The 26,103-nt window shown below is 71.5% G+C and carries 26 protein-coding genes and 1 pseudogene; 17 read left to right on the forward strand and 10 right to left on the reverse strand.

What is annotated here, in order from left to right; all coding sequences use genetic code 11:
* Window positions 1-30 precede the first annotated feature (30 nt).
* Entirely contained in the window at window positions 31-468 is a 438-nt protein-coding gene (locus ACIQZN_RS22655; RefSeq protein ID WP_026171252.1) for a gamma-glutamylcyclotransferase, read from the reverse strand.
* Window positions 469-728: 260 nt separating this feature from the next.
* On the opposite strand from ACIQZN_RS22655, the gene ACIQZN_RS22660 reads away from it, so the two are divergent.
* Together ACIQZN_RS22660 and ACIQZN_RS22665 are read left to right on the forward strand one after the other, a co-directional pair.
* A complete protein-coding gene (locus tag ACIQZN_RS22660; RefSeq protein WP_018101035.1) occupies window positions 729-2,168 on the forward strand; it encodes an NAD(P)H-quinone dehydrogenase in 1,440 nt (479 codons plus the stop codon).
* Window positions 2,169-2,333: 165 nt separating this feature from the next.
* Window positions 2,334-3,257 carry a DeoR/GlpR family DNA-binding transcription regulator gene (locus ACIQZN_RS22665; RefSeq protein ID WP_403997163.1) on the forward strand — a complete coding sequence of 308 codons (924 nt, stop codon included), beginning with the start codon at window positions 2,334-2,336 and terminating at the stop codon, window positions 3,255-3,257.
* 82 nt (window positions 3,258-3,339) lie between these two features.
* Here the strand turns inward: ACIQZN_RS22665 and ACIQZN_RS22670 are convergent, their stop codons facing one another.
* Both ACIQZN_RS22670 and ACIQZN_RS22675 read right to left on the reverse strand, forming a co-directional pair.
* Window positions 3,340-3,957, reverse strand: coding sequence for a TetR/AcrR family transcriptional regulator (locus ACIQZN_RS22670; RefSeq protein ID WP_403996723.1), 618 nt, complete (start codon window positions 3,955-3,957; stop codon window positions 3,340-3,342).
* A 139-nt stretch (window positions 3,958-4,096) separates the two neighbouring features.
* Window positions 4,097-5,851 (reverse strand): acetyl/propionyl/methylcrotonyl-CoA carboxylase subunit alpha, encoded by a 1,755-nt coding sequence (locus ACIQZN_RS22675; RefSeq protein WP_403996726.1) that lies wholly within the window; start codon window positions 5,849-5,851, stop codon window positions 4,097-4,099.
* Between the two features lie 372 nt (window positions 5,852-6,223).
* Between ACIQZN_RS22675 and ACIQZN_RS22680 the strand changes: the two genes are divergently transcribed.
* Window positions 6,224-6,694, forward strand: coding sequence for a hypothetical protein (locus tag ACIQZN_RS22680; RefSeq protein ID WP_403996729.1), 471 nt, complete (start codon window positions 6,224-6,226; stop codon window positions 6,692-6,694).
* Between the two features lie 7 nt (window positions 6,695-6,701).
* Here the strand turns inward: ACIQZN_RS22680 and ACIQZN_RS22685 are convergent, their stop codons facing one another.
* From ACIQZN_RS22685 to ACIQZN_RS22700, 4 genes are all read right to left on the reverse strand, one after another.
* A complete protein-coding gene (locus ACIQZN_RS22685) occupies window positions 6,702-7,313 on the reverse strand; it encodes a Maf family protein (protein WP_403996731.1) in 612 nt (203 codons plus the stop codon).
* A 77-nt stretch (window positions 7,314-7,390) separates the two neighbouring features.
* Window positions 7,391-7,519, reverse strand: coding sequence for a morphogenic membrane protein MmpB (gene mmpB / locus ACIQZN_RS22690; protein WP_403996735.1), 129 nt, complete (start codon window positions 7,517-7,519; stop codon window positions 7,391-7,393).
* A gap of 67 nt (window positions 7,520-7,586) precedes the next feature.
* A complete protein-coding gene (locus tag ACIQZN_RS22695; RefSeq protein ID WP_403996738.1) occupies window positions 7,587-7,793 on the reverse strand; it encodes an acyl-CoA carboxylase epsilon subunit in 207 nt (68 codons plus the stop codon).
* 14 nt (window positions 7,794-7,807) lie between these two features.
* Window positions 7,808-9,391: an acyl-CoA carboxylase subunit beta gene (locus ACIQZN_RS22700; protein ID WP_403996741.1), complete on the reverse strand. Its 1,584-nt coding sequence runs from the start codon at window positions 9,389-9,391 to the stop codon at window positions 7,808-7,810.
* A 133-nt stretch (window positions 9,392-9,524) separates the two neighbouring features.
* Here ACIQZN_RS22700 and ACIQZN_RS22705 point away from each other — a divergent pair, with 133 nt between their 5' ends.
* The 6 genes from ACIQZN_RS22705 to hutH all read left to right on the forward strand — a co-directional run bounded on the left by ACIQZN_RS22705 (window position 9,525) and on the right by hutH (window position 17,194).
* Window positions 9,525-10,388: a biotin--[acetyl-CoA-carboxylase] ligase gene (locus ACIQZN_RS22705; protein WP_403996744.1), complete on the forward strand. Its 864-nt coding sequence runs from the start codon at window positions 9,525-9,527 to the stop codon at window positions 10,386-10,388.
* 125 nt (window positions 10,389-10,513) lie between these two features.
* The gene (locus ACIQZN_RS22710; RefSeq protein ID WP_403996747.1) at window positions 10,514-11,692 is read left to right on the forward strand and encodes an adenylate/guanylate cyclase domain-containing protein; all 1,179 of its coding nucleotides are present in this window, start codon (window positions 10,514-10,516) and stop codon (window positions 11,690-11,692) included.
* Window positions 11,693-11,818: 126 nt separating this feature from the next.
* Window positions 11,819-13,447, forward strand: a complete 1,629-nt coding sequence (locus tag ACIQZN_RS22715) for an IS200/IS605 family accessory protein TnpB-related protein (RefSeq protein ID WP_403996750.1) — start codon at window positions 11,819-11,821, stop codon at window positions 13,445-13,447.
* Window positions 13,448-13,459: 12 nt separating this feature from the next.
* Window positions 13,460-14,272: an enoyl-CoA hydratase/isomerase family protein gene (locus ACIQZN_RS22720; protein WP_403996753.1), complete on the forward strand. Its 813-nt coding sequence runs from the start codon at window positions 13,460-13,462 to the stop codon at window positions 14,270-14,272.
* A gap of 83 nt (window positions 14,273-14,355) precedes the next feature.
* A complete protein-coding gene (locus ACIQZN_RS22725; protein WP_403996756.1) occupies window positions 14,356-15,537 on the forward strand; it encodes a diguanylate cyclase domain-containing protein in 1,182 nt (393 codons plus the stop codon).
* 112 nt (window positions 15,538-15,649) lie between these two features.
* Window positions 15,650-17,194, forward strand: coding sequence for a histidine ammonia-lyase (gene hutH, locus ACIQZN_RS22730; protein ID WP_403997166.1), 1,545 nt, complete (start codon window positions 15,650-15,652; stop codon window positions 17,192-17,194).
* On the opposite strand, the gene ACIQZN_RS22735 is transcribed toward hutH, so the two are convergent.
* Window positions 17,175-17,363: a hypothetical protein gene (locus tag ACIQZN_RS22735; protein WP_403996759.1), complete on the reverse strand. Its 189-nt coding sequence runs from the start codon at window positions 17,361-17,363 to the stop codon at window positions 17,175-17,177. The two genes, hutH and ACIQZN_RS22735, sit on opposite strands and share 20 nt — an antisense overlap.
* 588 nt (window positions 17,364-17,951) lie before the next feature.
* Here ACIQZN_RS22735 and ACIQZN_RS22740 point away from each other — a divergent pair.
* The 8 genes and pseudogenes from ACIQZN_RS22740 (at window position 17,952) to ACIQZN_RS22775 (ending at window position 24,187) form a co-directional block, all read left to right on the forward strand.
* Complete coding sequence (locus ACIQZN_RS22740; RefSeq protein ID WP_403996762.1) at window positions 17,952-19,217, forward strand: Ig-like domain-containing protein; 1,266 nt, start codon at window positions 17,952-17,954, stop codon at window positions 19,215-19,217.
* 147 nt (window positions 19,218-19,364) lie between these two features.
* Window positions 19,365-20,831, forward strand: coding sequence for an ABC transporter permease (locus ACIQZN_RS22745; RefSeq protein ID WP_403996765.1), 1,467 nt, complete (start codon window positions 19,365-19,367; stop codon window positions 20,829-20,831).
* Window positions 20,832-20,866: 35 nt separating this feature from the next.
* Window positions 20,867-21,550 (forward strand): ABC transporter ATP-binding protein, encoded by a 684-nt coding sequence (locus tag ACIQZN_RS22750; RefSeq protein ID WP_328901950.1) that lies wholly within the window; start codon window positions 20,867-20,869, stop codon window positions 21,548-21,550.
* 99 nt (window positions 21,551-21,649) lie between these two features.
* Window positions 21,650-21,802 (forward strand): annotated as a pseudogene (locus ACIQZN_RS22755) (DUF1330 domain-containing protein); the annotation flags it as partial.
* The gene (locus ACIQZN_RS22760) at window positions 21,803-21,928 is read left to right on the forward strand and encodes a hypothetical protein (protein WP_403997197.1); all 126 of its coding nucleotides are present in this window, start codon (window positions 21,803-21,805) and stop codon (window positions 21,926-21,928) included. It begins immediately after the preceding pseudogene.
* A gap of 249 nt (window positions 21,929-22,177) precedes the next feature.
* The gene (gene gdhA, locus ACIQZN_RS22765) at window positions 22,178-23,557 is read left to right on the forward strand and encodes an NADP-specific glutamate dehydrogenase (protein ID WP_403996768.1); all 1,380 of its coding nucleotides are present in this window, start codon (window positions 22,178-22,180) and stop codon (window positions 23,555-23,557) included.
* A 103-nt stretch (window positions 23,558-23,660) separates the two neighbouring features.
* Entirely contained in the window at window positions 23,661-23,921 is a 261-nt protein-coding gene (locus ACIQZN_RS22770) for a type II toxin-antitoxin system Phd/YefM family antitoxin (RefSeq protein WP_403996771.1), read from the forward strand.
* Complete coding sequence (locus ACIQZN_RS22775) at window positions 23,918-24,187, forward strand: type II toxin-antitoxin system RelE/ParE family toxin (RefSeq protein ID WP_403996774.1); 270 nt, start codon at window positions 23,918-23,920, stop codon at window positions 24,185-24,187. The genes ACIQZN_RS22770 and ACIQZN_RS22775 overlap by 4 nt, the downstream gene beginning before the upstream one ends.
* A 47-nt stretch (window positions 24,188-24,234) precedes the next feature.
* Here ACIQZN_RS22775 and msrA read toward each other — a convergent pair whose 3' ends face one another.
* On the reverse strand, window positions 24,235-24,900 hold the full coding sequence (msrA, locus tag ACIQZN_RS22780; protein WP_403996776.1) for a peptide-methionine (S)-S-oxide reductase MsrA: 666 nt from the start codon (window positions 24,898-24,900) through the stop codon (window positions 24,235-24,237).
* A 61-nt stretch (window positions 24,901-24,961) separates the two neighbouring features.
* Complete coding sequence (locus ACIQZN_RS22785; protein WP_403996779.1) at window positions 24,962-26,068, reverse strand: hypothetical protein; 1,107 nt, start codon at window positions 26,066-26,068, stop codon at window positions 24,962-24,964.
* Window positions 26,069-26,103 lie beyond the last annotated feature (35 nt).

Here is a 26,103-nt window from a genome sequence, read left to right on the forward strand (position 1 = left end):
TTCCGACAATCGGGCCGGCGGCCGGCCCCGTCAGCAGGGGCGCTTGCGCAGTTCCATCACATAGTCGTGCGGCGCGCCCGCCGATTCGGCCGCGTCCGCGATCTCGCCCAGATAGCGGGCGGACGGCAGGCCGCCCTCGTAACCGTTCAGCACATAGATCCAGGCCGGCTCCTCACCGTCCAGGGTGTGCACCCGGATCCGCATGCGCCGGTAGATGTCGAGGCCGACGCCCTCCCAGCGGTCCATGGAGTCCTCGTCCATGGGGGCCAGGTCGTACAGGGCGACGAAGACCTGGGAGCGGGGCGCCTCCACCACGGTGGCCAGCGCGCCTTCCCAGCCCATCTGCTCCCCGCCGAAGGTCAGCCGCCAGCCGTTCAGCCAGCCGGTGCCGCGCAGCGGTGAGTGCGGGGCGCGGCGCGTCATCAGCCGCGCGTCGAGGTTGCCGGCGTACGCGGCGTAGAGCGACATGGGATCGAGGGTACGGGAGGTGGCGGCGGGCATGCCGGTTCCTGTGAGGAACGCCCCCCGAGGGGAGGCGCGAACGGGGCGGTCGCGCCCGCCGTGTCCATGCGCCGTGCGCCCCGGCGCACGTATGGAGGGCCCCGGGGAGAAGCACCTTGGCGCGTGCGGGACAATGAAGTACGTACTGCATTCCCCCGGGGCGATCCCCCGGACCCCGGCCGGGACAGCAGACGGCCGCGGGACGAGAAACGCGAGGCGGACTTTTCGTGACCCGGATCGTGATCATCGGCGGCGGACCCGGCGGGTACGAGGCGGCACTGGTGGGCGCCCAGCTCGGCGCGGAGGTGACCGTCGTCGACTGTGACGGCCTCGGCGGCGCGTCCGTCCTCACCGACTGCGTGCCTTCGAAGACCCTGATCGCGACGGCCGAGGTGATGACCACCTTCGACTCCTCGTACGAGGAGCTGGGCATCATCGTCGCGGACGACACCCCGCACATAGAGCAGGCCGCACGGGTGGTCGGCGTCGATCTGGGGAAGGTCAACCGCCGTGTGAAGCGCCTGGCGCTCGCCCAGTCCCACGACATCACCGCCTCCGTCACCCGCGCCGGCGCCCGCGTCATGCGCGGCCGCGGCCGTCTGGAGGGCCTCCAGGCCGCCGACGGCTCCCGCCAGGTCGTCGTCACGGCCGCCGACGGTACGGAGGAGACGCTCACCGCGGACGCCGTGCTGATCGCGACCGGCGGGCACCCCCGGGAGATCCCGGACGCGCAGCCGGACGGCGAGCGCATCCTGAACTGGACCCAGGTCTACGACCTCGACGAGCTGCCGCAGGAGCTCATCGTCGTCGGTTCCGGTGTGACCGGCGCCGAGTTCGCCGGCGCCTACCAGGCCCTCGGCTCGCGCGTCACCCTCGTCTCGTCCCGCGACCGGGTACTGCCCGGCGAGGACCCCGACGCGGCGGCCGTCCTGGAGGACGTGTTCCGGCGGCGCGGCATGAACGTCATGGCCCGCTCCCGCGCCCAGTCCGCCAAGCGCGTCGGCGACCGGGTCGAGGTGACCCTCGCCGACGGCCGGGTCATCTCCGGCACGCACTGCCTGATGGCCGTCGGCGCCATCCCGAACACCGCGGGCATGGGCCTGGAGGAGGCCGGCGTCCGGCTCAAGGACTCCGGGCACATCTGGACCGACAAGGTCTCCCGTACCAGCGCGCCCGGCGTCTACGCCGCCGGTGACGTCACCGGCATCTTCGCCCTCGCCTCGGTCGCCGCCATGCAGGGCCGCATCGCGATGTACCACTTCCTCGGCGACGCGGTGGCCCCGCTGGACCTCAAGACCGTGTCCTCCAACGTCTTCACCGACCCCGAGATCGCCACCGTCGGTTACACCCAGGCGGACGTCGACGCGGGCAAGATCGAGGCGCTGGTCGTCAAGCTGCCGCTGCTGCGCAACCCGCGCGCGAAGATGCAGGGCATCCGGGACGGCTTCGTCAAGATCTTCTGCCGCCCCGGCACCGGCATCGTGGTCGGCGGCTGCGTGGTTGCCCCCCGGGCGAGCGAGCTGATCCACCCGATCTCGATCGCGGTCGACAACAATCTGACGGTCGACCAGATCGCAAACACCTTCACTGTGTACCCGTCCCTGTCGGGATCGATCGCCGAAGTGGCCCGCCAGTTGCACAGTCGTAAGCGCACGGGCGGGGCGTGACCGGCGTTCGATCAGGAGAGGACAACAAGGCGGTCTCCTATATCACTTGGTGACCGCCTGTATGTACAACTTCTGCTAATCGGCGCAAACTGCTGAAAAGTCTCGCGCGGTCACGTTACTGTCAGTTTCGTGTTCGCTGCAGAACGTCGTCAGTTGATCCTCGAAATGGTGCGCGCCAACGGGGCTGTATCGCTCCGTGAGCTCGCCCGCGTCGTCCAGACCTCCGAAGTGACCGTACGGCGGGACGTGCGGGCACTGGAGGCAGAAGGACTCCTCGACCGCCGGCATGGCGGTGCGGTCTTGCCGGGCGGTTTTACGCGGGAGTCCGGCTTTCCGCAGAAATCCCATCTCGCGACCGCGGAGAAGACGGCCATCGCCGATATGGCCGCCGGCCTCGTCGAAGAGGGCGAGGCCATCGTCGTCGGTGCCGGTACGACCACGCAGGAGCTGGCCCGCCGGCTCGCGCGCGTCCCCGGCCTGACCGTCGTCACCAACTCGCTGCTCGTCGCCCAGGCGCTGGCCCATGCCAACCGGGTGGAGGTGGTGATGACCGGGGGCACCCTCCGCGGCTCCAACTACGCCCTCGTGGGCAGCGGGGCCGAGCAGTCCCTCCAGGGGCTGCGGGTCTCCCGGGCGTTCCTGTCCGGGAGCGGGCTCACCGCCGAGCGCGGGCTCTCCACGTCCAACATGCTCTCCGCGAGCGTGGACCGGGCGCTGGTGCAGGCCGCGGCGGAGGTGGTGGTCCTCGCGGACCATACGAAGCTCGGTTCCGACACGATGTTCCAGACCGTGCCGACGGATCTCATCACCCATCTGGTGACGGACGAGCCCGCCGCGCATGACGACCGGTCGGCGGCGGAGTTGCAGGCGCTTGCGGATCAGGGCGTACGGATCGCTGTCGCGGGGGGTGGGGGGGCGTCTTCGGCTGCCGCCGACCCGGGGGCGGGTGGGAGGCCCTCCGCCCGGCGCGAGATGCCGTTGCCCGGGCAGCGGCGTACGCAGGGGCAGCCGTTGCGGGCGCTGGGTGAGGCGGGGGCCGGTGAGCGGGATCGGGAGCGGGCGCGGGTGGCGGACCTGCGGCGGCGGTAGCTCGGGGGCGCTGCCCCCGGACCCCCGCTCCTCAATCGCCGGAGGGGCTTGATTTGGGGCGCTGCCCCCGGGCCCCCGCTCCTCAATCGCCGGAGGGGCTTGATGTGCCGTCGGAGGGGCTTGGATGTAGCCCTCGTAGCGTCAGTGTCAGCAGGCGGCTTGCCAGTTCTGGGTCGTCCGGGGATTGTTCCGCTGCCAGGGCGATGGCGTTGGTCAGCTGCATGAGGTCGTCTATCGAGACGTCCTGCCTCACCGTGCCCGCCGACTGGGCTTGGGTCAGGAGGGTGGAACCCGCCTCGCGGAGCGGGGTGTTGCAGCGGGCCAGGGCCGAACTCTCGTCGCGGCATGTCGACATGAGGGCCTGGGCCAGGCCGCGGTACTCGCCCGCGTGGGTGACGATCGCGCCCAGCCACTCCACCAGCGCCGCGCACGGCCGGTCCGAGCCGGCCAGTTCGCGGGAGCGGGTGATCAGGGCGGTCACCGCCTCCTGGAAGACCGCGCTCATCAGGGCGTGCCGGGTCGGGAAGTGGCGGTACAGCGTGCCGATGCCCACCCCCGCGCGCCGGGCGATGTCCTCCAGGGACGCGTCGGTGCCGTGTTCCGCGAAGGCGGTACGGGCTTCCGCCAGCAGCCGGCCGTAGTTGCGGCGCGCGTCGGCACGCATGGGCCGGGTCGGCGTCCCTGCCGTACTCATCGCCATGGTGCGGTCCCTCCTGTCTCCCGGCCTGTCTCCCCGGTCTCCAGGATGCCATCGCGCGGGCCGCGCCCGTCCCCCGAATGCACCGGTGCCCCGGTCACGTCCGACGACATGACCGGGGCACCGGCGGGGAAGACGCGGGTCAGTCCTTGATCTCGCAGATTACGGCGCCCGAGGAGATCGAGCTGCCGACCTCGGCGGCCAGGCCCTTGACCGTGCCGGAGCGGTGCGCGTTCAGCGGCTGCTCCATCTTCATGGCCTCCAGGACGACGATCAGGTCGCCCTCCTTGACCTCCTGGCCCTCCTCGACGGCGATCTTGACGATCGTGCCCTGCATGGGGGAGGCGAGGGTGTCGCCGGAGACGGCGGAGCCGGACTTCTTGGCCGCGCGGCGCTTGGGCTTGGCGCCCGCCGCGAGGCCGGTACGGGCCAGGCTCATGCCGAGCGAGGAGGGCAGCGAGACCTCCAGGCGCTTGCCGCCGACCTCGACGACCACCGTCTCGCGGCCGGCCTCGTCGTCGGCGTCCGCTTCCGCCGGGGCGGCGAACGGCTTGATCTCGTTGACGAACTCCGTCTCGATCCAGCGGGTGTGGACGCGGAACGGGTCCGCGGTGAACGCCGGGTCCACCACGACCGCACGGTGGAACGGGATCGCGGTCGCCATGCCCTCCACGTGGAACTCCGCCAGGGCCCGCGCCGCACGCTGGAGCGCCTGCTCACGCGTCGCCCCGGTCACGATGAGCTTCGCGAGGAGGGAGTCCCAGGCGGGGCCGATGACCGAGCCGGACTCCACGCCCGCGTCCAGGCGCACGCCCGGGCCCGTCGGCGCCTCGAACCGGGTGACGGTGCCGGGGGCGGGCAGGAAGCCGCGGCCCGGGTCCTCGCCGTTGATCCGGAACTCGAAGGAGTGACCCCGCGAGGCGGGGTCGTCGTACCCCAGGGCCTCGCCGTCGGCGATCCGGAACATCTCGCGGACCAGGTCGATGCCGGAGACCTCCTCGGTCACCGGGTGCTCCACCTGGAGGCGCGTGTTGACCTCCAGGAAGGAGATCGTGCCGTCCATGCCGACCAGGAACTCGACCGTGCCGGCGCCGACGTAGCCGGCCTCCTTCAGGATCGCCTTCGACGCCGCGTACAGCTCGGCGTTCTGCGCGTCCGACAGGAAGGGGGCCGGGGCCTCCTCCACGAGCTTCTGGTGGCGGCGCTGGAGCGAGCAGTCACGCGTCGAGACGACGACCACGTTGCCGTGTGTGTCGGCCAGGCACTGGGTCTCCACGTGCCGCGGCTTGTCGAGGTAGCGCTCCACGAAGCACTCCCCGCGCCCGAACGCCGCCACCGCCTCACGGACCGCGGAGTCGTAGAGCTCCGGGATCTCCTCCAGCGTCCGAGCGACCTTCAGACCGCGTCCGCCACCGCCGAAGGCGGCCTTGATCGCGATCGGCAGCCCGTGCTCCTGAGCGAACGCGACGACCTCGGCCGAGCCCGAGACCGGGTCCGGGGTCCCCGCGACCAGCGGGGCACCGGCACGCTGCGCGATATGACGGGCGGCGACCTTGTCACCCAGGTCCCGGATCGCCTGCGGCGGCGGGCCGATCCACGTCAGACCCGCGTCCAGCACCGCCTGGGCGAACTCGGCGTTCTCCGAGAGGAAGCCGTAACCCGGGTGGATCGCGTCCGCCCCGGAATCCTCGGCAGCCTGGAGCACCTTGGCGATGTCCAGATAACTGGCCGCCGGGGTGTCACCGCCCAGAGCGAACGCCTCGTCGGCCGCACGGACGTGCAGAGCGTCACGATCCGGATCGGCGTAGACGGCCACGCTGCCGATACCCGCGTCCCGGCAGGCCCGGGCAACACGGACAGCGATTTCGCCACGATTGGCGATGAGCACCTTGCGCACGATGGCTCCCTCCTTGAAACAAGCTGAGTTTAGGGACTACCGACACGGTCCTACGACCCGTCCCCAATGGTGAGCTTGCCCACACGGAGTGTGATTCGAGGTGTGCTCGAGTCGCGAAATCCCTTGTGCCACCACGGTACGCCGGGTTCTGAAACCGCACAGTAGCCACCAGGTGTGGCCCAGGTCTCTATCGGCACGAGCAGCGACTTACCGTGATTCTTTGTGGAGTTCCCACTAAGGGGTGGGTAATTCTTTGCCCGACCCACGAAAGCCCGGAGGGGTGGGGGTTCGTCCGGGTCACGCACGGCTCTTGTCGTGGCCATTACCCGTTAGTAGGGTCCGCGCTATTGCACGTACTGCTGGTAACAGGGGGTGAGTGTCGTGGTTCGCAGGCTGGTGGCCTTTCTGGCCGCGCTCGTGCTGGCCGTGGAGGCCGTGGGCATCGTGATCATCAACGTGGTCCTGGGCACGGTCGTGAAGAACCAGGACATGTCCCTCGCCGGTACGGACCCGGAGGCGATGTCCAAGGGGACCTGGGTGCTCGGCGGGGTCTCCGGGGTCTTCCTGCTGCTGTGCGCCGTGCTGCTCGTGGTGGCGGGGATCCGCGACCGTGGTCCGGGGCGCGTCGGCCGGATCGTGTTGATCTGCTGCGCGGTCGTCCACGGCGTGCTCGGCGCGCTGACGGTCGGACTCGTCGGCTGGACGGCGTTCGCCTGGATGATGGTCGTGCTCGCGCTGATCGTGCTCGTCCTGGTGGCGTACGGTCCCGGGCCGGCCGCCGGGTCCGAGAAGGCCGGGCCCGAGGCGGCGGCCGGGCCCGAGCCGGAGCCCGAGCCGGCCTGATCCCCGCTCAGGCCCAGAGGTCGGTGATCTGGATGTCCAGCTCGCCCAGCAGACGGCGCAGCAGCGGGAGCGAGAGCCCGATGACGTTGCCCGGGTCGCCCTCGATGGAGTCCACGAAAGGCGCGGAGCGGCCGTCCAGGGTGAAGGCCCCGGCCACGTGCAGCGGTTCGCCGGAGGCCACGTAGGCGGCGATCTCGGCGTCGGTCGGTTCGCCGAAGTGCACGGTGGTGGACGCGGTCCGCGAGACCGTGCGGCCGGTCGTGGTGTCCGTCAGGCTGTGCCCGGTCCGGAGGATTCCGGCGCGGCCGCGCATCGACTTCCAGCGGGCGGTGGCCTCCTCGGCGTCGGCCGGCTTGCCGAGGGCCTGGCCGTCGAGCTCCAGGACCGAGTCGCAGCCGATGACCAGGGCGCCGGCGGTCTCCGGGAGTGCGGCGACCACGGCCGCCTTCGCCTGGGCGAGGACGAGGGCGAGCTCTGCGGGGGTGTCGGCGGTGAGGGCGTCCTCGTCGACGCCGCTGACGATCACCTCCGGGGCGAGGCCGGCTTGGCGGAGCAGAGCCCGGCGGGCCGGGGAGGCGGAGGCGAGTACGAGGCGGCGCGGTGCGGTCATGGGCGCCATCGTACGGACGCGGGCCGGTTCGGGGGCGCTGCCCCCGGGCCCCCGCTCCTCAATCGCCGGAGGGGCTTGATTTTGCCTCAGCGCGTGCCCAGTACGAACATCGCTACGACCATCGCCAGGGCCAGGATCAGGCCCGTTCGGCGCATCATCGTTTCCGCGTCGCGGAGTTCCTTGGGGGGTTTGTTCTCGGGGTCGGACCAGAGCATGGTCAGATCCTGCTGCGGAGGGTTCGGGCGGCGCCTGAGTACGCGTACTCAACCGCCGCCCCAGCGGTTACGCGGGCCAGTACGTACGGGCCCAGGCGCGCGGGCCCGGCAGGTGGCGGGCGCTTCGGGCCAGGCGGCTCGGGTGGGACCAGCCGGCGGGCGGTTCCGGGGTGTTGGACGACACGGCGGAGACCGCCGCCGCACGCGCCTGGACGACCGCGAGCGCGGCGGCCAGTTCCTCCGGGGTCGGGTTGCCCCGTACGACCTTGATCATGGCCAGGACCCTTTCTAGAGGGGGATGTTGCCGTGCTTCTTGGGCGGCAGGGACTCGCGCTTGGTGCGGAGCTGGCGCAGGCCCTTGACCACGTGTGCCCGGGTGTCGGACGGCATGATCACCGCGTCCACGTACCCGCGTTCGGCCGCCACGTACGGGTTGAGGAGCGTGTCCTCGTAGTCCGCGATCAGTTCGGCGCGCGTGGCGTCCTGATCCTCGGCGGCGGCGATCGTACGGCGGTGCAGGATGTTGACCGCGCCCTGCGCGCCCATGACGGCGATCTGGGCGGTCGGCCAGGCGAGGTTGATGTCGGCGCCCAGGTGCTTGGAGCCCATCACGTCGTACGCGCCGCCGAACGCCTTGCGCGTGATCACCGTGATCAGCGGGACCGTCGCCTCCGCGTACGCGTAGATCAGCTTGGCGCCGCGCCGGATGATGCCGCCGTACTCCTGGTCGACGCCCGGCAGGAAGCCCGGCACGTCCACGAAGGTCAGCACCGGCACGTTGAACGCGTCGCAGGTGCGGACGAAACGCGCCGCCTTCTCACTGGCGTTGATGTCCAGGCAGCCGGCGAACTGCATCGGCTGGTTGGCGACGATGCCGACCGGGTAGCCCTCGACGCGGCCGAAGCCGGTGACGATGTTCGGCGCGAACAGGGCCTGGGTCTCCAGGAACTCGCCGTCGTCCAGCACGTGCTCGATCGCGGTGTGCATGTCGTACGGCTGGTTCGCCGAGTCCGGGATCAGCGTGTCCAGCTCGCGGTCCTCGTCGCTGACCGCCAGGTCCGCCTCCTCCGGGAAGGCCGGGGCCTCCGAGAGGTTGTTCGACGGGAGGTAGGACAGCAGCGACTTGACGTACTCGATGGCGTCCTTCTCGTCGCCCGCCATGTGGTGCGCGACGCCCGAGGTGGTGTTGTGCGTACGGGCTCCGCCCAGCTCCTCGAAACCGACGTCCTCACCGGTGACCGTCTTGATGACGTCCGGGCCCGTGATGAACATGTGCGAGGTCTGGTCGACCATCACCGTGAAGTCGGTGATCGCGGGGGAGTACACCGCGCCGCCCGCGCACGGGCCGACGATCAGCGAGATCTGCGGGACGACACCCGAGGCGTGCACATTGCGCCGGAAGATCTCCGCGAAGAGCCCCAGCGCCGCGACGCCCTCCTGGATGCGGGCGCCGCCGCCGTCGTTGATGCCGATGACCGGGCAGCCGGTCTTCAGCGCGAAGTCCATCACCTTGACGATCTTCTCACCGTAGACCTCGCCCAGCGAGCCGCCGAAGATCGTGAAGTCCTGCGAGTACACGCAGACGGGACGGCCGTCGACCGTGCCGTAGCCGGTGACGACGCCGTCCCCGTACGGACGGTTCTTCTCGATGCCGAAGTTGGTCGAGCGGTGCCGGGCGAACTCGTCGAGCTCCACGAAGGAACCCTCGTCGAGCAGCAGCTCGACGCGCTCGCGCGCCGTCAGCTTGCCCTTCGCGTGCTGCTTCTCCACCGCGCGCGCCGACCCGGCGTGGGTCGCCTCGTCGATACGGCGCTGCAGGTCCGCGAGCTTGCCCGCGGTCGTGTGGATGTCGGTCTCTTCCGGCTCGGACATCGGGTGGCGGCTCCCTGCCTGGTCACGGGGACGACTTGGCTGCTGATCTGCTGACGAACAGCTACTGAGCCGTAGCGTATCGGCGCGGATACGGTTCGGCAGTGCGTCCTTTGACACACCTAGGGTGGCTTGCATGACACCTTCGGATGCGCCACAGAGCCGTTGGTCGGACCTGGACCGGCCGCCCCTCAACGTCCCCGCGCTGCGCCGCGGACTGCTGCGGCCGGACTCGCTGTGGACCGCCCTGGACGTGGTCGAGTCGACCGGCTCCACCAACACCGATCTCGCCGCGCGCGCCGCGGGCCTCGCCGAGGGCACGGTCCTCGTCGCCGAGGAGCAGACCGCCGGGCGCGGGCGCCTGGAGCGCACCTGGACCGCCCCGGCCCGCTCCGGGCTGTTCTTCTCCGTCTACCTGACCCCGGGGGACGTGCCCGCCGAGCGCTGGGGCTGGCTGCCGCTGCTCACCGGCGTCGCGGCGGCGACCGGCCTGGCCCGCGCGGCGGGCGTGGACATGGCCCTGAAGTGGCCGAACGACCTGCTGGTCTCAGTCGACGGCCAGGAGCGCAAGACCGGCGGCATCCTCGCGGAGCGGGCCGGCGACGGCGTCGTCATCGGCATCGGCCTCAACGTCTCGCTGCGCGCCGACGAGCTCCCCGCCCCCACCGCCGCCTCGCTCGCCCTGGCCGGCGCGGTCTCCACCGACCGCGAGACGCTGCTGCGGGGCGTCCTGCGGTCCCTGGAGCACTGGTACGGGCTCTGGCGCGACGCGGACGGCGACGCGGCGGCGAGCGGGGTGCAGGAGGCGTACGCGGCGGGCTGCGCGACCCTCGGCAAGGCCGTACGGGCCCAGCTGCCCGGCGACCGCACGCTCACCGGCGAGGCCGTCGCCGTCGACGGGGACGGCCGGCTCGTCCTGGCCACCGGCGGCGGACTGCGCGAACCGGTCTCCGCGGGCGACATCGTGCACCTGCGGGGCGCGGCGGGCGGCCTGACCTGAACCGGCGCCGCCCGCGCACTGTGCCCTGAGGACGTGAGGTAGGGCACACCTGCCGTATCGTTGAGGTGATCCACCGACGGACAGATCGGCAGGGCAGTGCGCAGGGAACGGGCAGGAGGCGGCTGGTGACCGTCGACGACACGACCTCCGGCGATGGCGCGCAGCAGTCACCGGACCCCTCGGTGCACGCCACACCGCACCACGAAGTCGACCACACGGCCGAGCCGACCGACGACCCCCTCGCGATCCGGCTGGAACAGCTGATCCTGGGCGCCGACCGGCGGTACACCCCCTTCCAGGCGGCCCGCACGGCCGGCGTCTCCATGGACCTGGCCTCCCGCTTCTGGCGGGCCATGGGCTTCGCGGACATCGGCCAGGCCAAGGCGCTCACCGAGGCCGACGTGCTGGCCCTGCGGCGGCTCTCCGGCCTCGTGGAGGCCGGGCTGCTCAGCGAGCCGATGGCGATCCAGGTCGCCCGGTCGACCGGGCAGACCACCGCCCGGCTGGCCGAATGGCAGATCGACTCCTTCCTGGAGGGCCTGACCGAGCCCCCCGAGCCCGGCATGACCCGCACCGAGGTCACGTACCCCCTGGTCGAACTGCTCCTGCCCGAGCTGGAGGAGTTCCTGGTGTACGTGTGGCGGCGCCAGCTCGCCGCCGCCACGGGCCGGGTCGTGCAGGCGGCCGACGACGACGAGATGGTCGACCGGCGCCTGGCCGTCGGCTTCGCCGACCTCGTCGGATTCACCCGGCTCACCCGCCGCCTGGAGGAGGAGGAGCTCGGCGAGCTGGTCGAGTCCTTCGAGACCACCTGCGCCGACCTGGTCGCGGCGCACGGCGGCCGGCTCATCAAGACCCTCGGCGACGAGGTCCTGTTCGCCGCCGACGACGCGGGCACCGCCGCCGAGATCGCGCTGCGCCTGGTCGAGGCGATGACCGTGGACGAGACCATGCCGGCGCTCCGGGTCGGCATCGCCTTCGGCACGGTCACCACCCGGATGGGCGATGTCTTCGGCACCACGGTGAACCTGGCCAGCCGGCTCACCTCGATAGCGCCCAAGGACGCGGTGCTGGTCGACGGGGCGTTCGCCGAGGAGCTGACGCGTACGGGCGACGCCCCGGTCTCCGAGGCGCGGGCGGCGGAGGAGGCCGCGGCGGCGGCCGAGCGGGCCCGGAAGGAGGGCCCGGACGCCGAGGTGATCCCGGCCCCGAAGTACCGCTACGGCCTCCAGCCGATGTGGCAGCGCCCTGTGCGCGGCCTCGGCGTGGTCGAACCCTGGCTGCTGGCCCGGCGCGGTTCCTGAAGCCAGCACCTCCTGATCTGTTTCGGGGCCCTTTGCGGGAGAGCGCGGGGATCGGGAGGTGACCTTGCCGGCGCTTGCTCGTTGTGTCGGGTGGCGGGATGGCCAGTCACAGGCGGGGGTGTGGTCGTGGGTGGTGTACGGGACTTGGCGGCACCATTCGTGGTTCCCGGGCCGTTCGGCGCAGCGGTGCGGGACCGTCTCAAGCACCTCACCGCCGAGGACGAGCGGGTGTTGCGGGCCGTGGGTGCGTATCAGGGTGGGCTGGCGTCACGGGATCTGAAGGCCCGGTGTGCGGACGGCCTGGATCACAGTGCTGAGTCGTGGGCTTCGCGTAAGCGTGGGTTGACGGGGGTGTCGTCGTCGCGGATCGCTGGGGCGATCACGAAGGCGTCGCATGACCAGTGGGCACTGGCCCGGCGCTGCCTGGCCGCCCATATCCGGAGCCTTGAGGCCGGAATCAGGATGCTGCGGCACCGCCTGTCGCTCCCGGTCGGCTCGAAGGGCGCGAAGCGGGCGGCGGGTGGTTACCGGTCCCGGGGTGAGTGGTTCCACAAGTCCCGCCGTTTGAAGGCCTTGGAGGATCGGCTGGCGGCTGCTGTCGCGGACTGGCGGTCGGGGCGGGTGCGCGTCGTGCGGGGCGGGAAGCGCCTGTTGAACACCCGCCATCACCTGACCGAGGCCGGGCTGAGCGAAGAGCAGTGGCGTGAACGGTGGGAGGCGGAGCGGTGGTTCCTGGCGGCGGACGGTGAGTCGGGGAAGCGGTACGGGAACGAGACGATCCGCGTCACTCCGGAGGGGCAGGTCAGTATCAAGCTCCCCGCTCCCTTGGCTCACCTGGCCAACAGCGCACACGGCCGCTACACCCTCACCCCCAGGGTCGGGTTCGCGCATCGGGGTGTGGAGTGGGCCGACCGTGTCGAGGCGAACCGTGCTGTCGCCTATCGCATCCACTACGACGCCGGGCGGGGGCGCTGGTACCTGACGGCGTCCTGGCAACGACCGATCGTGCAGACCGCCCCGTTGGAAGCGGCGAGGGCCGGGGGTGTGATCGGGGTGGACACCAACGCCGACCACTTCGCCGCCTACCGCCTCGACACACACGGAAACCCCGTCGGCGAACCCCACCGCTTCGCCTACGACCTCAGCGGAACGGCCGCACACCGTGACGCGCAGGTCCGCCACGCCCTCAACCGCCTCCTGCACTGGGCCCGCCGGACCGGCGTCACCGCCATTGCCATCGAAGACCTGGATTTCGCGGCGGAGAAGACCCGGGAGAAGCACGGACGCAAAAAGCGTTTCCGGCAGCTGATCTCCGGCATGCCCACCGGCAAGCTCAAGGCCCGTCTTGTCTCCATGGCGGCCGAACACGGTCTCGCGATCATCGCGGTCGACCCGGCCTACACCTCGATGTGGGGTGCTCAGCACTGGCAGAAGCCGCTGGCCACCCCGCACCGGAAGATGTCCCGTCACGATGCCGCCGGTATCGCGATCGGGAGACGCGCCCTCGGACACCCGATCCGGCGTCGGACGACACCGCCCCGTGCGCACCAGAGCGATGCGCACGGGCATCGGACCGTCCAGGCCGCACCAGGTGCCCCAGGACGTGAGGAAACCCGCCCCCGCATCCCCGGACCACGGACACGATCCGCGCCACCGGACGCGACGAGAACGCGGGCAACCAGGACACCCAAAACCGTTCGGGATGTCCGCAGTGCCAGGATGTGGGTCCAATACCCACTCCTGCCCATTGAATAGGAACGGTGCAGCATGACCGTCACGTCCGAGCAGCGGTTCGGGGAGTTCGTCGTCGTCCGGGCCCACGAGGGCCTCGATCACGTCGCCGAGCTGGTTCTCGACCGGCCGAAGGCCATGAACGCGGTGTCCACGGACATGGCCCGCTCGATCGCCGCCGCCTGCGACGCGCTCGCCGCCGACCGGGACGTACGCGTCACCGTCCTGACCTCCAGCCATGAGCGGGCGTTCTGCGTGGGCGCGGACCTCAAGGAGCGCAACTCCTTCTCCGACGCCGACCTGGTGCGCCAGCGGCCCACCGCGCGCGCCGCCTACACCGGTGTCCTCGAACTGCCCATGCCGACGATCGCCGCCGTGCACGGCTTCGCCCTGGGCGGCGGCTTCGAACTGGCCCTGTCCTGCGACCTCATCGTCGCCGACCCGACCGCCCTGGTGGGCCTGCCCGAGGTCTCCGTCGGCGTCATCCCGGGCGGCGGCGGCACCCAGCTGCTGCCCCGCCGGGTCGGGGCGGCGCGCGCCGCCGAACTGATCTTCAGCGCCCGCCGGGTGCCGGGCCCCGAGGCCCGTGAGCTGGGCCTGGTGGACGAGCTGGTGGCGGAGGGCGAGGACCGGACCGAGGCGCTGGCCCTGGCCGGCCGGATCGCCGCGAACTCGCCGGTCGGGCTGCGGGCGGCCAAGCGGGCGCTGCGGCTCGGGCACGGGCTCGACCTGCGGGCCGGCCTGGAGGTCGAGGACTCCGCGTGGCGGTCGGTGGCCTTCTCCGGGGACCGGGCGGAGGGCGTGGCCGCGTTCAACGAGAAGCGGAAGGCGAACTGGCCCGGAGAGTGACCCTGGGTCCGTTTCGGGGCGAATCGGTCACGCTCCGGAGTCGCCGAGTGATCGCGGAGCCCATATCGACCTAAACTGGCGCAATGGGTGGTGACGACGCACGACTGCGCGCCGTGGTCTCGCTGGCGCAGACGATGGCCGCGGCGCAGACGCCCCGGGGGTGCTGGCGAGCGGCCGCCCTGGGGGCCTGCGAGGCGCTGGGCGGCAGCTTCGCCGCGCTCTCGGTCTGGGAGCGCGACCGGGGCCGGCTGCGGGTCCTGGTCAACGCGGGTGAGCGGGCCGAGGGCGAGGAGGAGTTCCCCGACGAGGAGGTCTACCCGGTCCACCGGTTCCCGGAGATCACCGAGTTCCTGCACGAGCGGTGGGCCGGGGGCGGCGAGCCGGACGCCTGGGTGGAGACCGCCGAGGGCCCGGTGGACGGTGAGCCGGGCGAGGAGCGGGCGGCCGGGGCGCACGGATACGGGCCCGGCTACTGCCACCAGCGGGTGGCGGCGCTGCGCCGGCGCGGGCGCGGCTGCTGTGTGGTCGCGCCGATCGTGCTACACGGGCGGGCCTGGGGCGAGCTGTACGTGGCGCGGCCGGTGGGCGAGCCGGTCTTCGGGCGCGCGGACGCCGACTTCGCGACGGTGCTGGCCGCCGTGGTGGCCGCCGGGCTCGCCCAGACCGAGCGCCTGGAGGAGGTCCGCAAGCTGGCCTTCACGGACCCGCTGACCGGCCTCGCCAACCGCAGGGCCGTCGATGTGCGGCTGGACGAGGCGCTGGAGCGGCACCGGGCGGACGGGGCGGTGGTCAGCCTGGTCGTCTGCGACCTGAACGGGCTGAAGTGGGTCAACGACACCCATGGCCACGCGGTGGGCGACCGGCTGCTGGAACGTTTCGGCTCGGTGCTGTCGCGGTGCGGGGCCATACTGCCCGGCGCGCTGGCGGCCCGGCTGGGCGGCGACGAGTTCTGCCTGCTGGCGGTGGGTCCCGGGGCGGACGAGGTGGTCACCGTGGCCACCGAATTGTGCGAGCGGGCGGCCGGTCTCGAGTTCGGCAACGGGGTCGCCTGCGGGATCGCGTCCACGGGCGACGACATCGGGCCGGTGGTCTCGGCCCGGCGGCTGTTCCGGCTGGCGGACGCGGCGCAGTACCGGGCGAAGGCGGCCCGCTCGGACCGCCCGGTGGTGGCGGGGCGCGACGACGAGGTCGTCCGGCTGGCGGACTCCCCGCCGAAGTCCCCGCACGACCGCCGCCGGCTGCGCGGCAATCCGCCCGAGCACTGACCCGTACGGCCGGTGCTCGCGGCGGGGTCCGCGTAAGGGCTCGCGTAAGGGTTCAACCCGCCGACCACTGGTGACATGAAGGGTTTCAATCCGTACGCTGCTGAATATGGATATGCATACAGTCGTGGTGGGGACGTCCGGTACCACCGCTCAGGACGTCATCGCCGTGGCCCGCGGCAACGCCCGTGTCGAGCTCTCCGCCGACGCGGTGGCCGCGCTGGCCGCCGCCCGCGAGATTGTGGAGGCGCTCGCCGCCAAGCCCGAGCCGGTCTACGGCGTCTCGACCGGCTTCGGCGCCCTGGCCAGCCGGCACATCAGCCCGGAGCTGCGCGCGCAGTTGCAGCGCAACATCGTCCGCTCGCACGCCGCCGGCATGGGTCCGCGCGTCGAGCGCGAGGTGGTCCGGGCGCTGATGTTCCTCCGGCTGAAGACGGTCGCCTCCGGCCACACCGGCGTACGCCCCGAGGTCGCGCAGACCATGGCCGACGTGCTGAACGCCGGGATCACCCCCGTCGTCCACGAGTACGGATCGCTCGGCTGCTCCGGCGACCTGGCGCCCCTGTCGCACTGCGCGCTGGCCCTGATGGGCGAGGGCGACGCGGAGGGCCCCGATGGCACCGTCCGCCCGGCCGGTGAGCTGCTCGCCGCCCACGGCATCACCCCGGTCGAGCTGCGCGAGAAGGAAGGCCTGGCCCTCCTCAACGGCACCGACGGCATGCTCGGCATGCTGATCATGGCCCTGGCCGATCTGCGGACGCTGTACACCTCAGCCGACATCACCGCCGCCCTCTCCCTGGAGGCCCTGCTCGGCACGGACAAGGTCCTCGCCCCCGAGCTGCACGCCATCCGCCCGCACCCCGGCCAGGGAGCCAGCGCGGACAACATGCTGCGGGTGCTCGCGGGGTCCGGCCTCACCGGTCACCATCAGGACGACGCGCCGCGCGTCCAGGACGCCTACTCGGTGCGGTGCGCGCCGCAGGTCAACGGGGCGGGCCGGGACACCCTCGCGTACGCCGCGACCGTCGCCGACCGCGAGCTGGCGGCCGCCGTGGACAACCCGGTGGTGCTTCCGGATGGCCGCGTCGAGTCCAACGGCAACTTCCACGGGGCGCCCGTCGCGTACGTTCTGGACTTCCTGGCCATCGCCGCCGCGGACCTGGGCTCGATCACCGAGCGCCGTACCGACCGGCTCCTCGACAAGAACCGTTCGCACGGGCTGCCGCCGTTCCTGGCCGACGACGCGGGTGTGGACTCCGGGCTGATGATCGCCCAGTACACCCAGGCCGCCCTGGTCAGCGAGATGAAGCGGCTCGCCGTCCCGGCCTCCGCCGACTCCATCCCGTCGTCCGCCATGCAGGAGGACCACGTCTCGATGGGCTGGTCCGCCGCGCGCAAGCTGCGTACCGCCGTCGGCAACCTGGCCCGGATCGTCGCCGTCGAGCTGTACGCGGCGACCCGCGCGGTCGAGCTGCGCGCTCAGCAGGGGCTGACCCCGGCCCCCGCCACCCGCGCCGTCATCGAGGCGCTGCGGGCGGCCGGTGTCGAGGGCCCCGGCCCCGACCGCTTCCTGTCGCCGGACCTGGCCGCCGCCGACGCCTTCGTACGGGCGGGCGGGCTGGTCGCCGCCGTGGAGCCGGTCACCGGGCCGCTGGCCTGAGCCCGATCTCGGGGAGCGCGCCGGAATCCGCGTCGTCGCCCGCCGTCGCCGCCGCGCCGGGCGCGGTCCCCGTATCGCCCCTGGCGTTGGCCGAGGGGACGAACCACAGGGCGCAGAGGAGGGCCCCCGCGGCGGTGGCGGTCAGGAGCGGGCGGAGGGCGATGGCCACGGAATCGGTCTCCCTTGCGACGGCCGGACGTCCGGCTCGTGCCGATGCTAGGGCCTGTCGTCAAATTCCCGTCTGCCGGGCGACGCCATGCACGCACTCTCGCCGCACCGGCCCCAGACCCCAGTACATCCAGTACAGGGGTCTGGGGCCGGCACGCCGAGAGCACGCACCTGACGCCGCCCGGCCCGCCCTCCGGGCGGACGACGGGAATTTGACGACAGGCCCTAGGGCCGCCATTCGCATCACGCCAGGGTTCCGGGGAAGGCATGGCGGTGAGGCCGCCGGGGAACGCGTCCTCGGCGGGGGGCACCCCGGGCGTCCCGCACAATGGGAGGGAGGCCGACGGCTGCGGCGGTCCGGAAGGGCGGGCCCGACCTGCGGGAACGCAGGCCCTGCCCGCTCGTGGCGGACCGGAGCCGGTCCGTGCCGCGGACGCGGGAACCACCGCCCCCGGCACGGCGTCGAAGAGTGGTGTTCCCCACACATTCGGCGGACGTGGAACGGGGATCCCGTACAAGGGGTTCTTGGAACATTGAGGGGTTTCGCCGTTGGGCGGCCTTCTCGGGGTTTTCGGGGATTTCGGCAACGATGGAGAAGCGTGTGATGACGGACAGCAAGCGGCGCAAGGGCCTGATGGCCGCGTCCGCACTGCTCGGCGGCGTACTGGTGCTTTCCGCCTGCGACGACGGCGGCGACAAGGGCGGTCCCAGCCCCGAGAACTCGAAGTCCCAGGCGGCCGACGTCGACAAGGCGGCCGCCCAGGAGACCTCCGAGGCGCAGATAACGATCGCGCCCAAGAACGGCGCGACCAACGCGAGCATCAACAACGCCGCCAAGGTCACCGTCGCCAAGGGCAAGCTGACCGAGGTCACCATGACCAGCGCGGACGGCAAGAGCGTCAAGGGCACCCTCTCCGCCGACGGCACGAGCTGGCAGCCCGACGCCCAGCTGGAGCGCTCGACCACCTACAAGGTCAGCGCGACGGCGAAGGACGCCAAGGGCCGCGAGGCGCACGAGAACTCCTCCTTCACCACCGTCTCGCCCGACAAGAGCTTCATCGGGAACTTCACCCCCGAGGACGGCTCCACGGTCGGCGTCGGCATGCCCGTCTCGATCAACTTCAACAAGCCGATCACCGACACCAAGGCCGTCCAGGACGGCATCAAGGTGACGTCCAGCAGCGGCCAGGAAGTCGTCGGCCACTGGTTCAACAACCAGCGCCTCGACCTGCGCCCCGAGGATTACTGGCAGGCCGGCTCGACCGTCACCCTGAAGCTGTCCCTGGACGGCGTCGAGGGCGCGGACGGCGTCTACGGCGTCCAGCAGAAGACGGTCACCTTCAAGGTCGGCCGCAACCAGGTCTCCACGGTCGACGCCAAGACCCACACGATGACCGTCACCCGGGACGGCAAGACGATCAAGACCATCCCGATCTCCGCGGGCGGGCCCGACAACCCCACCTACAACGGCAAGATGGTGATCTCCGAGAAGTACAAGGAGACCCGGATGAACGGCGCCACCGTCGGCTTCACGGACGACGACGGCAAGGGCGAGTACGACATCAAGGACGTCCCGCACGCCATGCGGCTGTCCACGTCGGGCACCTTCATCCACGGCAACTACTGGGGCAAGGGCATCTTCGGCAAGGTCAACACCAGCCACGGCTGCGTCGGCCTGGAGGACGCCAAGGGCGCCGGGGACCCCAACACGCCCGCCGCCTGGTTCTACAACAACTCCATGGTCGGTGACGTCGTCATCGTCAAGAACTCCCCGGACAAGACGATCCAGCCCTCCAACGGCCTCAACGGCTGGAACCTCAGCTGGGCCGAGTGGACGGCGGGCGCCACCGCCTGACCGGTCCCTCCGGCCGAACCCCACCCCGTACGCCCGAAGGCGGCGGCACCACACCCGGTGCCGCCGCCTTCGGGCGTACACACTGTTCTCATCCGGCTCTCATGGTGGCCTTAACCCACCATCACGAGCCGTTCCTAGCCTCGCGCCATGTTCTTCACCTACCTCCGGCGCGAGCTGCGCCGCCGCAGAAAGGCGGCGCTCGTCGTCGCCTCCGGGCTCGCCCTCGGCATTGCGCTGGTCATCGTCGTCAGCTCCGTCTCCTCGGGCATGAGCAAGGCCCAGGACAAGGTCCTGGAATCGCTGTACGGGCTCGGCACCGACATGACCGTCACCAAGGCGGCCACGGCGCCCAAGTCGGGCTCCACCGGCCGCCCCAGGTTCGAGTTCGACGCCAAGGACAACGACGACGAGGCGACCCAGAGCACCGACCGGGTCATGGTCCAGGGCTTCCAGACCCTGGCCTCCTCCACGGTCGCCGAGGTCGGCGAGCAGGACGGCGTCGCCGGTGCGGTCGGCGGGCTGAGCCTGTCCGTCATGAAGGTGGACGGGCAGTTCAAGCGCGGCGAGTTCAAGCAGGAGGGCGGCACGAGCCAGGGCGGCGGACGCGGGCCCGGCGGCGGCAGCGGCATGCCGCAGGGCGAGGTCAGGGGCGGTGGCGCCTCCTTCGACGTCAACTCCTACACGGTGTACGGAACCGACGTCACCCAGCAGGACCTCGGCCCGCTCACCTCCTCGAAGATCACCTCCGGCCGTACGTTCAAGACGACCGAGACCAACGCCAAGGTGGCCGTGGCCGACTCCGCGTACGCCAAGGAGAAGAGCCTCGCCACCGGCAAGACCGTGACCATCCACGGCACCAAGTTCACGATCATCGGCGTCTCGACGGCCGACAGCGGCGACGCTGCCGCCAACCTCTACATCCCGCTCCAGCAGGCCCAGACCCTGTCCGACTCGAAGGACAAGGTCACCACGGTGTACGTGAAGGCCGCGGACTCCCAGCGGATCGACGGCGTCAAGTCGGCCATCCAGAAGAACATCTCGGGCACCACGGTCACCACCTCCGCCGACCTCGCGGACACCGTCTCCGGCTCCCTGTCCACCGCGTCCGACCTGGCCGCCGGCGTCGGCAAGTGGCTGTCCTTCGCGGTCCTGGCCGCCGCGTTCCTGGTCGCCGGGCTCCTCACCTCCTCCGCCGTCAGCCGCCGCGTCCGCGAGTTCGGCACGCTGAAGGCCCTCGGCTGGAAGAGCGGCCGGGTCACCCGCCAGGTCGTCGGCGAGGCCCTCGTCAACGGCCTCATCGGCGGTGTCCTCGGCATCGCCGTCGGCCTGGCCGGCGCCTACGCGGTCACCGCCGTCAGCCCCACGCTCACCGCCGAGCTCGGCTCCTCCGGGGGCGGCGGGATGCGCGGCGGCATGATGGGCGGCGGCGGGCCCGGCTTCGGCCGGCAGAGCGCGTCCAAGGCCCTCGACATCGCGCTCACCGCGCCCGTCTCCCTCTCCGTCATCGTGACCGCCGTCGCCCTGGCCGTGGCGGGCGGGCTGATCGCGGGCGCCTTCGGCGGCTGGCGCGCGTCCCGGCTGCGCCCGGCGGACGCGCTGCGCCGCGTCGAGTAGCAGCCCGGACCCCACACCCCGTCAGGAGATCACCCATGTACACGCTTCAAGGCGTCACCAAGCAGTACCAGCGCGGCAAGTCCACCGTGCACGCCCTCGCCGGCGTCGACCTCACCATCGAGGACGGCGGCCGCCTGGTCATCCAGGGCCCCACCGGAGGCGGCAAGTCCACCCTGCTCCAGATGCTCGGCGGACTGGACCGGCCCACCGCCGGGAGCATCGAGCTCGACGGCATGGACCTGGCCAGGCTCAGCGAGGCCAAGCTCACCAAGGTGCGCGCCGAGAACATCGGCTTCGTCTTCCAGAGCTTCAACCTCATCCCGACGCTCACCGCCCAGGAGAACGTCGAGACCGCCCTCGTCCCCCTCGGCGTCAAGGCGTCCGAGCGGCGCAGAAGAGCCGCCGAGGCGCTGGACTCCGTCGGGCTCGGCGAGCGCCTGGGCCATGTGCCCGGCGAGATGTCCGGCGGCCAGCAGCAGCGCGTCGCCATCGCCCGCGCCCTGGTCAAGCGGCCCAAGGTGCTCCTCGCGGACGAGCCCACCGGCAATCTGGACGAGTCCATGCGCGACGAGATCATGGAGGTGCTGGAGACCCTGTGGAAGGAGCACGGGCTCACCTTCGTCATGGTCACCCACGACAGCGCCATCGCCCGCCGCGCCCCGCGCCTGGCCACCATCCGCAAGGGCAAGGTCACCATCACGGAGAACGCCCCGGCCTGACCCCGCCCCGCCTCCCCGTCCCCGACCGCCGCCGGCGGGCCCCGCGCCCCCGGCGGCGGTGTCAGTTCCCGGGCCGCGCAGCACGGGCCCGGCGGGCCGGTGCGGACGGAGACCTCTGCGGTTACCTGTACCCCGAGGACCGCCCCAACGCGGAGGTCATCGACTACATCGAGCGCATCCAGTCGACGCCTCGGCTTCCCGTCCATCGAGGAGGCGCGTGCCTGGTACGCGTCCCCGGCCTATCAGGAGCTGGTGCCGCTGCGGGCCCGGAACATGGCGGGCGACCTGGTGCTCGTGGAGGGCGTCGCGCCGGACTACGACCCGAGGGCGACCGCCGCGGCGCTGCGGGCGGCGGCGGGCGGCGCTCCGGTGGCGTAACGGCTGGATTTCCGGAACCTCACCGTCGAGACAGCGCGGCTGTGAGATTCACCACTTCGGCGGGGCCCCGGTGGTCGCTCCGGTCCGGCCAATCGCGCGCCGATCCTGCCCCGCGCAAGGCCGTTGGCCCAGGTCCGGGGTGTTGCGGGGCGGGGTCACCCGGTGGATGCCACGGGCCTTCCGGTGTGCCCACTGGGAGAATCGGGGCTGCCCCCGCGTATGAGCCGACCCATGGAAGGTCTTGATCAGATGCCGGTCACCCCTGACTCCGCAACCTCGCACGCCGCCGAGCACCGCATCATCGAGCCGTTGTACGCCGAGGTGCTGCGCCGCAACCAGGGCGAGAAGGAGTTCCACCAGGCGGTCCGGGAGGTCCTGGAGACCCTCGGCCCCGTGCTCGCCAAGCGGCCGGAGTTCGTGGACGCCCGGGTCATCGAACGCATATGCGAGCCGGAGCGTCAGCTCATCTTCCGGGTGCCGTGGTCGGACGACTCGGGCGACATCCACGTCAACCGCGGCTTCCGCGTCGAGTTCTCCAGCCTGCTCGGCCCGTACAAGGGCGGACTGCGCTTCCACCCCTCGGTCAACCTCGGCATCGTGAAGTTCCTCGGCTTCGAGCAGATCTTCAAGAACGCCCTCACCGGCATGCCCATCGGCGGCGGCAAGGGCGGCGCGGACTTCGACCCGAAGGGCCGCTCCGACGCCGAGATCATGCGGTTCTGCCAGTCCTTCATGACCGAGCTCCACCGCCACGTGGGCGAGTACACCGATGTGCCCGCCGGTGACATCGGGGTCGGCGGCCGCGAGATCGGCTACCTCTTCGGCCAGTACAAGCGGATCACCAACCGCCACGAGTCCGGCGTCCTCACCGGCAAGGGCCTCGGCTGGGGCGGCGCCCTCGTCCGCACCGAGGCGACCGGCTACGGCTGCGTCATGTTCACCGCCGAGATGCTGCGCAGCCGGGGCGAGTCCCTGGACGGCCAGCGCATCTCCGTATCGGGCTCAGGCAACGTCGCGATCTACGCCATCGAGAAGGCCCAGCAGCTCGGCGCCACGGTCGTCACCGCCTCGGACTCCGGCGGCTACATCGTGGACGACAAGGGCATCGACCTCGACCTGCTCAAGGAGATCAAGGAGCGGGGCCGGGGTCGCATCTCCGAATACGCGGAGCGGCGCGGCGCGCACGTGAAGTACGTCGAGGGCACCGGCGTCTGGAACGTCCCCGTCGACGTGGCCCTGCCCTGCGCCACGCAGAACGAGCTGCACGAGGCCGACGCGCTCGCCCTCGTCCGCAACGGCGTCAAGGCGGTCGCCGAGGGCGCCAACATGCCCACCACCCCCGAGGCCGTCCGCGTCTTCCAGGACGCCGGAGTGGCCTTCGCCCCCGGCAAGGCGGCCAACGCGGGCGGCGTGGCCACCAGCGCCCTGGAGATGCAGCAGAACGCCTCGCGCGACTCCTGGACCTTCGCCCATACCGAGCAGCGCCTCGCGGAGATCATGCGCCACATCCACGACTCCTGCTACACCACCGCCGAGAAGTACGGCAGCCCCGGCAACTACGTCGTCGGCGCCAACATCGCCGGCTTCGAACTGGTCGCGGACGCGATGCTGGCGCAGGGCCTCATCTGACCCCGGCCACGAAGCACGGAACGGGTTCGGGGACACTTCCCCGGGCCCGTTCCCATCCTCCGAAGGCCGGGCTTGTGTACACGTTTATGTGTACAGTTGATATATGACTGAGACCGTGACCGTGCGCGAGGTCCGTATGCACCTGGCGGAAGTCATCGACAGGGCCGAGTCCGGCGAAACGACGGTGGTGACCCGCAACGGCAAACGCGTCGCCGCGCTGGTCCCGATAGAGGTTCTCGACGCCCTGGACGCGGCTGCCGACGAACTGGCCGCCCGGGAGGCGGAGGCGCACCGCCAGGACCCGACCGTCGGCATGGCGGAACTCCTCGCCGACCTCTTCGAGGGTGAGAGCCCGGCCGCGTGAAGTACGCCTTCCGCTTCACCGCTCACGCCCAGCGCCAACTGCGCGCGATCGACCGGCAGGACGCGCTCCGCATCCTCACAGCCATCACCCCGCTCGGCGACGACCCATGGCGGGCGGACGCGGGTGTCAAGAAACTCGCGGGGCATGACGGGCTCTACCGGGTGCGCGCCGGAGACTTCCGGGTGGTGTACGAGGTACGGGGCGACGTGCTGGTCATCCTGGTCCTCCACCTCGGACACCGGAGCGATGTGTACCGGAGCCTGTGAGGCCGGTCGGACGGGACGGGCCGGGGCCCGTCCCGTTCAGACGTGGCTCAGCCCTCCGCCGGCGCCACGCCCACCGGGCAGGTGACGCCCGTGCCGCCGATGCCGCAGTAACCGGCCGGGTTCTTGTCCAGGTACTGCTGGTGGACCGCTTCGGCGGGCCAGAACGGGCGGTCGTCGGCCGGCAGGATCTCCGTGGTGATCTCGCCGTGGCCGGAGGCCGTCAGGACCTTCTGGTACGCCTGGCGGGACGCCTCGGCGGCCGCTGCCTGGTCCGGGGTGTGGGTGTGGACCGCGGAGCGGTACTGCGTACCCACGTCGTTGCCCTGGCGGAAGCCCTGGGTCGGGTCGTGGGACTCCCAGAACAGCTTGAGCAGCTCCGCGTACGTGACGGTCTTCGGGTCGTAGACGACGCGGACCGCCTCCGTGTGGCCGGTGAGGCCCGAGCAGACCTCCTCGTACGCGGGGTTCTCGGTGTAGCCGCCCTGGTAGCCGGCGAGCGTCGTCCAGACGCCGTCCGTCTGCCAGAACTTGCGCTCGGCGCCCCAGAAACAGCCCAGCGCGAAGTCGGCGACCTCCAGGCCCTCCGGATACGGGCCGAGCAGCGGGTTGCCCAGCACCGTGTGGCGGGACGGGACGGTGAATTCGGGGGTGGAACGGCCGCGCAGAGCCTCCTCCGGGGTGGGGAGCTGGGGGGTGCGGTGGTGCAGGAACATGCGGGGGCTCCTCCTGGTTCGGCGTGCTGTCCGTACAACACGCGAAGCACCCTGCGGATTCCTAGTGCGGCAGCGTCGCCGGGCTGCCGCCGTTCGCCTCGTAGCCCGCGACCGCCAGCGCCCGGTACACCGCGTACTCCGCCGCCGGGTCCTCGCTCGCCGTCCACGGCAACGCGCCCACGTAGCCGTCGATGTGCACCAGCTGGTGCACCGCCTCCGCCCAGCGCTCCATCCGCACCAGGAACAGCACCAGCAGATGGCGCACGAGCGGCAGCATCGGGTCGTCGGCGCGCGCCGAGTGCACCGCGAACATCGCGCCCTCCACGGCCCGGGTCACCACCTGGCTCTCGTAGAAGCCGCGCACCAGATTGACCTCGGGCAGATGCTCGTACACCGCGAACAGCGGCAGCCCGGCCAGCAGCGAGCCCTGCGGGGCGCGGGCGGCGGCGGCCGTCGCGAAGCGGTCGGCCTCCTCGCGGGAGCCGTGCCACCGCTCGCTCCAGAAGTGCAGGGCCGCGATGTGCGCGCCCATGTGCGCCGGGGCCCGGTCGATGATCTTCGCCCACAGCTGGTCGAACTCCTCGCCGGAGTACCCCAGTCCGCGCGCGACGGCCAGCTCCACGATGTACGGGACCGGGTCGCCCGGGGCCAGCAGGGCGGCCTCGCCGATCACCGTACGGGCCTCCTCCAGGATGATCCGGAAGTCGTCCGTGCCCGCCGTGGACGAGCGCCACGCCTGCTGCACCAGGAACTCCGCGTGCACCGCCGCCGCGCCCGCGTCCTTCGGCGCCTCCGCGCGCCACTTGCGCAGCCACGCCCCGCCGACACCCGGCTTCCGCAGCAGTTCGAGGGAGGCCGCCCCGGCGAACGCCTGTACCCGCTGCCAGCGCAGCTCACCCTCCTTCGGCGTCCCGGCCAGCAGCTGCGACGCGGCCCGCCACTCCTGCGTGTGCTGCACGACCTCCAGCACGTCCAGCAGGTCCTGGTCCGCCCCCGGCGTCCGGACGTCCAGCTCCTCCTGGCGTACGAAGCCGTAGTCCTGCGGGTCGGCGGCGTCGGGGGAGCCCGGCGCTGCCAGCCGGATGCCGCCCCCGCGCCGGCGCAGCACGTACGGGCCGATCGCGGCGGTCAGCAGGCACAGTGCGAGCAGGAACCACAGAATCTCCATGCCCCCATTGTCACCGGACGGCCATGTGACCCGTG

Origin of the sequence: Streptomyces sp. NPDC097595, from assembly GCF_044761525.1 — a bacterium.
GTDB classification, from domain to species: domain Bacteria; phylum Actinomycetota; class Actinomycetes; order Streptomycetales; family Streptomycetaceae; genus Streptomyces; species Streptomyces drozdowiczii_A.

Bases quoted from the DNA above. Each gene is read 5' to 3' on its own strand.
- ACIQZN_RS22655 (WP_026171252.1), bottom strand. From the start codon at position 468: ATGTCGCTCTACGCCGCGTACGCCGGCAACCTCGACGCGCGGCTGATG.
- ACIQZN_RS22665 (WP_403997163.1), top strand. From the start codon at position 2,334: ATGGTGCGCGCCAACGGGGCTGTATCGCTCCGTGAGCTCGCCCGCGTC.
- ACIQZN_RS22670 (WP_403996723.1), bottom strand. From the start codon at position 3,957: ATGGCGATGAGTACGGCAGGGACGCCGACCCGGCCCATGCGTGCCGAC.
- ACIQZN_RS22685 (WP_403996731.1), bottom strand. From the start codon at position 7,313: ATGGCGCCCATGACCGCACCGCGCCGCCTCGTACTCGCCTCCGCCTCC.
- mmpB (WP_403996735.1), bottom strand. From the start codon at position 7,519: ATGCTCTGGTCCGACCCCGAGAACAAACCCCCCAAGGAACTCCGCGAC.
- ACIQZN_RS22695 (WP_403996738.1), bottom strand. From the start codon at position 7,793: ATGATCAAGGTCGTACGGGGCAACCCGACCCCGGAGGAACTGGCCGCC.
- ACIQZN_RS22700 (WP_403996741.1), bottom strand. From the start codon at position 9,391: ATGTCCGAGCCGGAAGAGACCGACATCCACACGACCGCGGGCAAGCTC.
- ACIQZN_RS22705 (WP_403996744.1), top strand. From the start codon at position 9,525: ATGACACCTTCGGATGCGCCACAGAGCCGTTGGTCGGACCTGGACCGG.
- ACIQZN_RS22720 (WP_403996753.1), top strand. From the start codon at position 13,460: ATGACCGTCACGTCCGAGCAGCGGTTCGGGGAGTTCGTCGTCGTCCGG.
- ACIQZN_RS22725 (WP_403996756.1), top strand. From the start codon at position 14,356: ATGGGTGGTGACGACGCACGACTGCGCGCCGTGGTCTCGCTGGCGCAG.
- hutH (WP_403997166.1), top strand. From the start codon at position 15,650: ATGCATACAGTCGTGGTGGGGACGTCCGGTACCACCGCTCAGGACGTC.
- ACIQZN_RS22740 (WP_403996762.1), top strand. From the start codon at position 17,952: ATGGAGAAGCGTGTGATGACGGACAGCAAGCGGCGCAAGGGCCTGATG.
- ACIQZN_RS22745 (WP_403996765.1), top strand. From the start codon at position 19,365: ATGTTCTTCACCTACCTCCGGCGCGAGCTGCGCCGCCGCAGAAAGGCG.
- ACIQZN_RS22750 (WP_328901950.1), top strand. From the start codon at position 20,867: ATGTACACGCTTCAAGGCGTCACCAAGCAGTACCAGCGCGGCAAGTCC.
- gdhA (WP_403996768.1), top strand. From the start codon at position 22,178: ATGCCGGTCACCCCTGACTCCGCAACCTCGCACGCCGCCGAGCACCGC.
- ACIQZN_RS22770 (WP_403996771.1), top strand. From the start codon at position 23,661: ATGACTGAGACCGTGACCGTGCGCGAGGTCCGTATGCACCTGGCGGAA.
- msrA (WP_403996776.1), bottom strand. From the start codon at position 24,900: ATGTTCCTGCACCACCGCACCCCCCAGCTCCCCACCCCGGAGGAGGCT.
- ACIQZN_RS22785 (WP_403996779.1), bottom strand. From the start codon at position 26,068: ATGGAGATTCTGTGGTTCCTGCTCGCACTGTGCCTGCTGACCGCCGCG.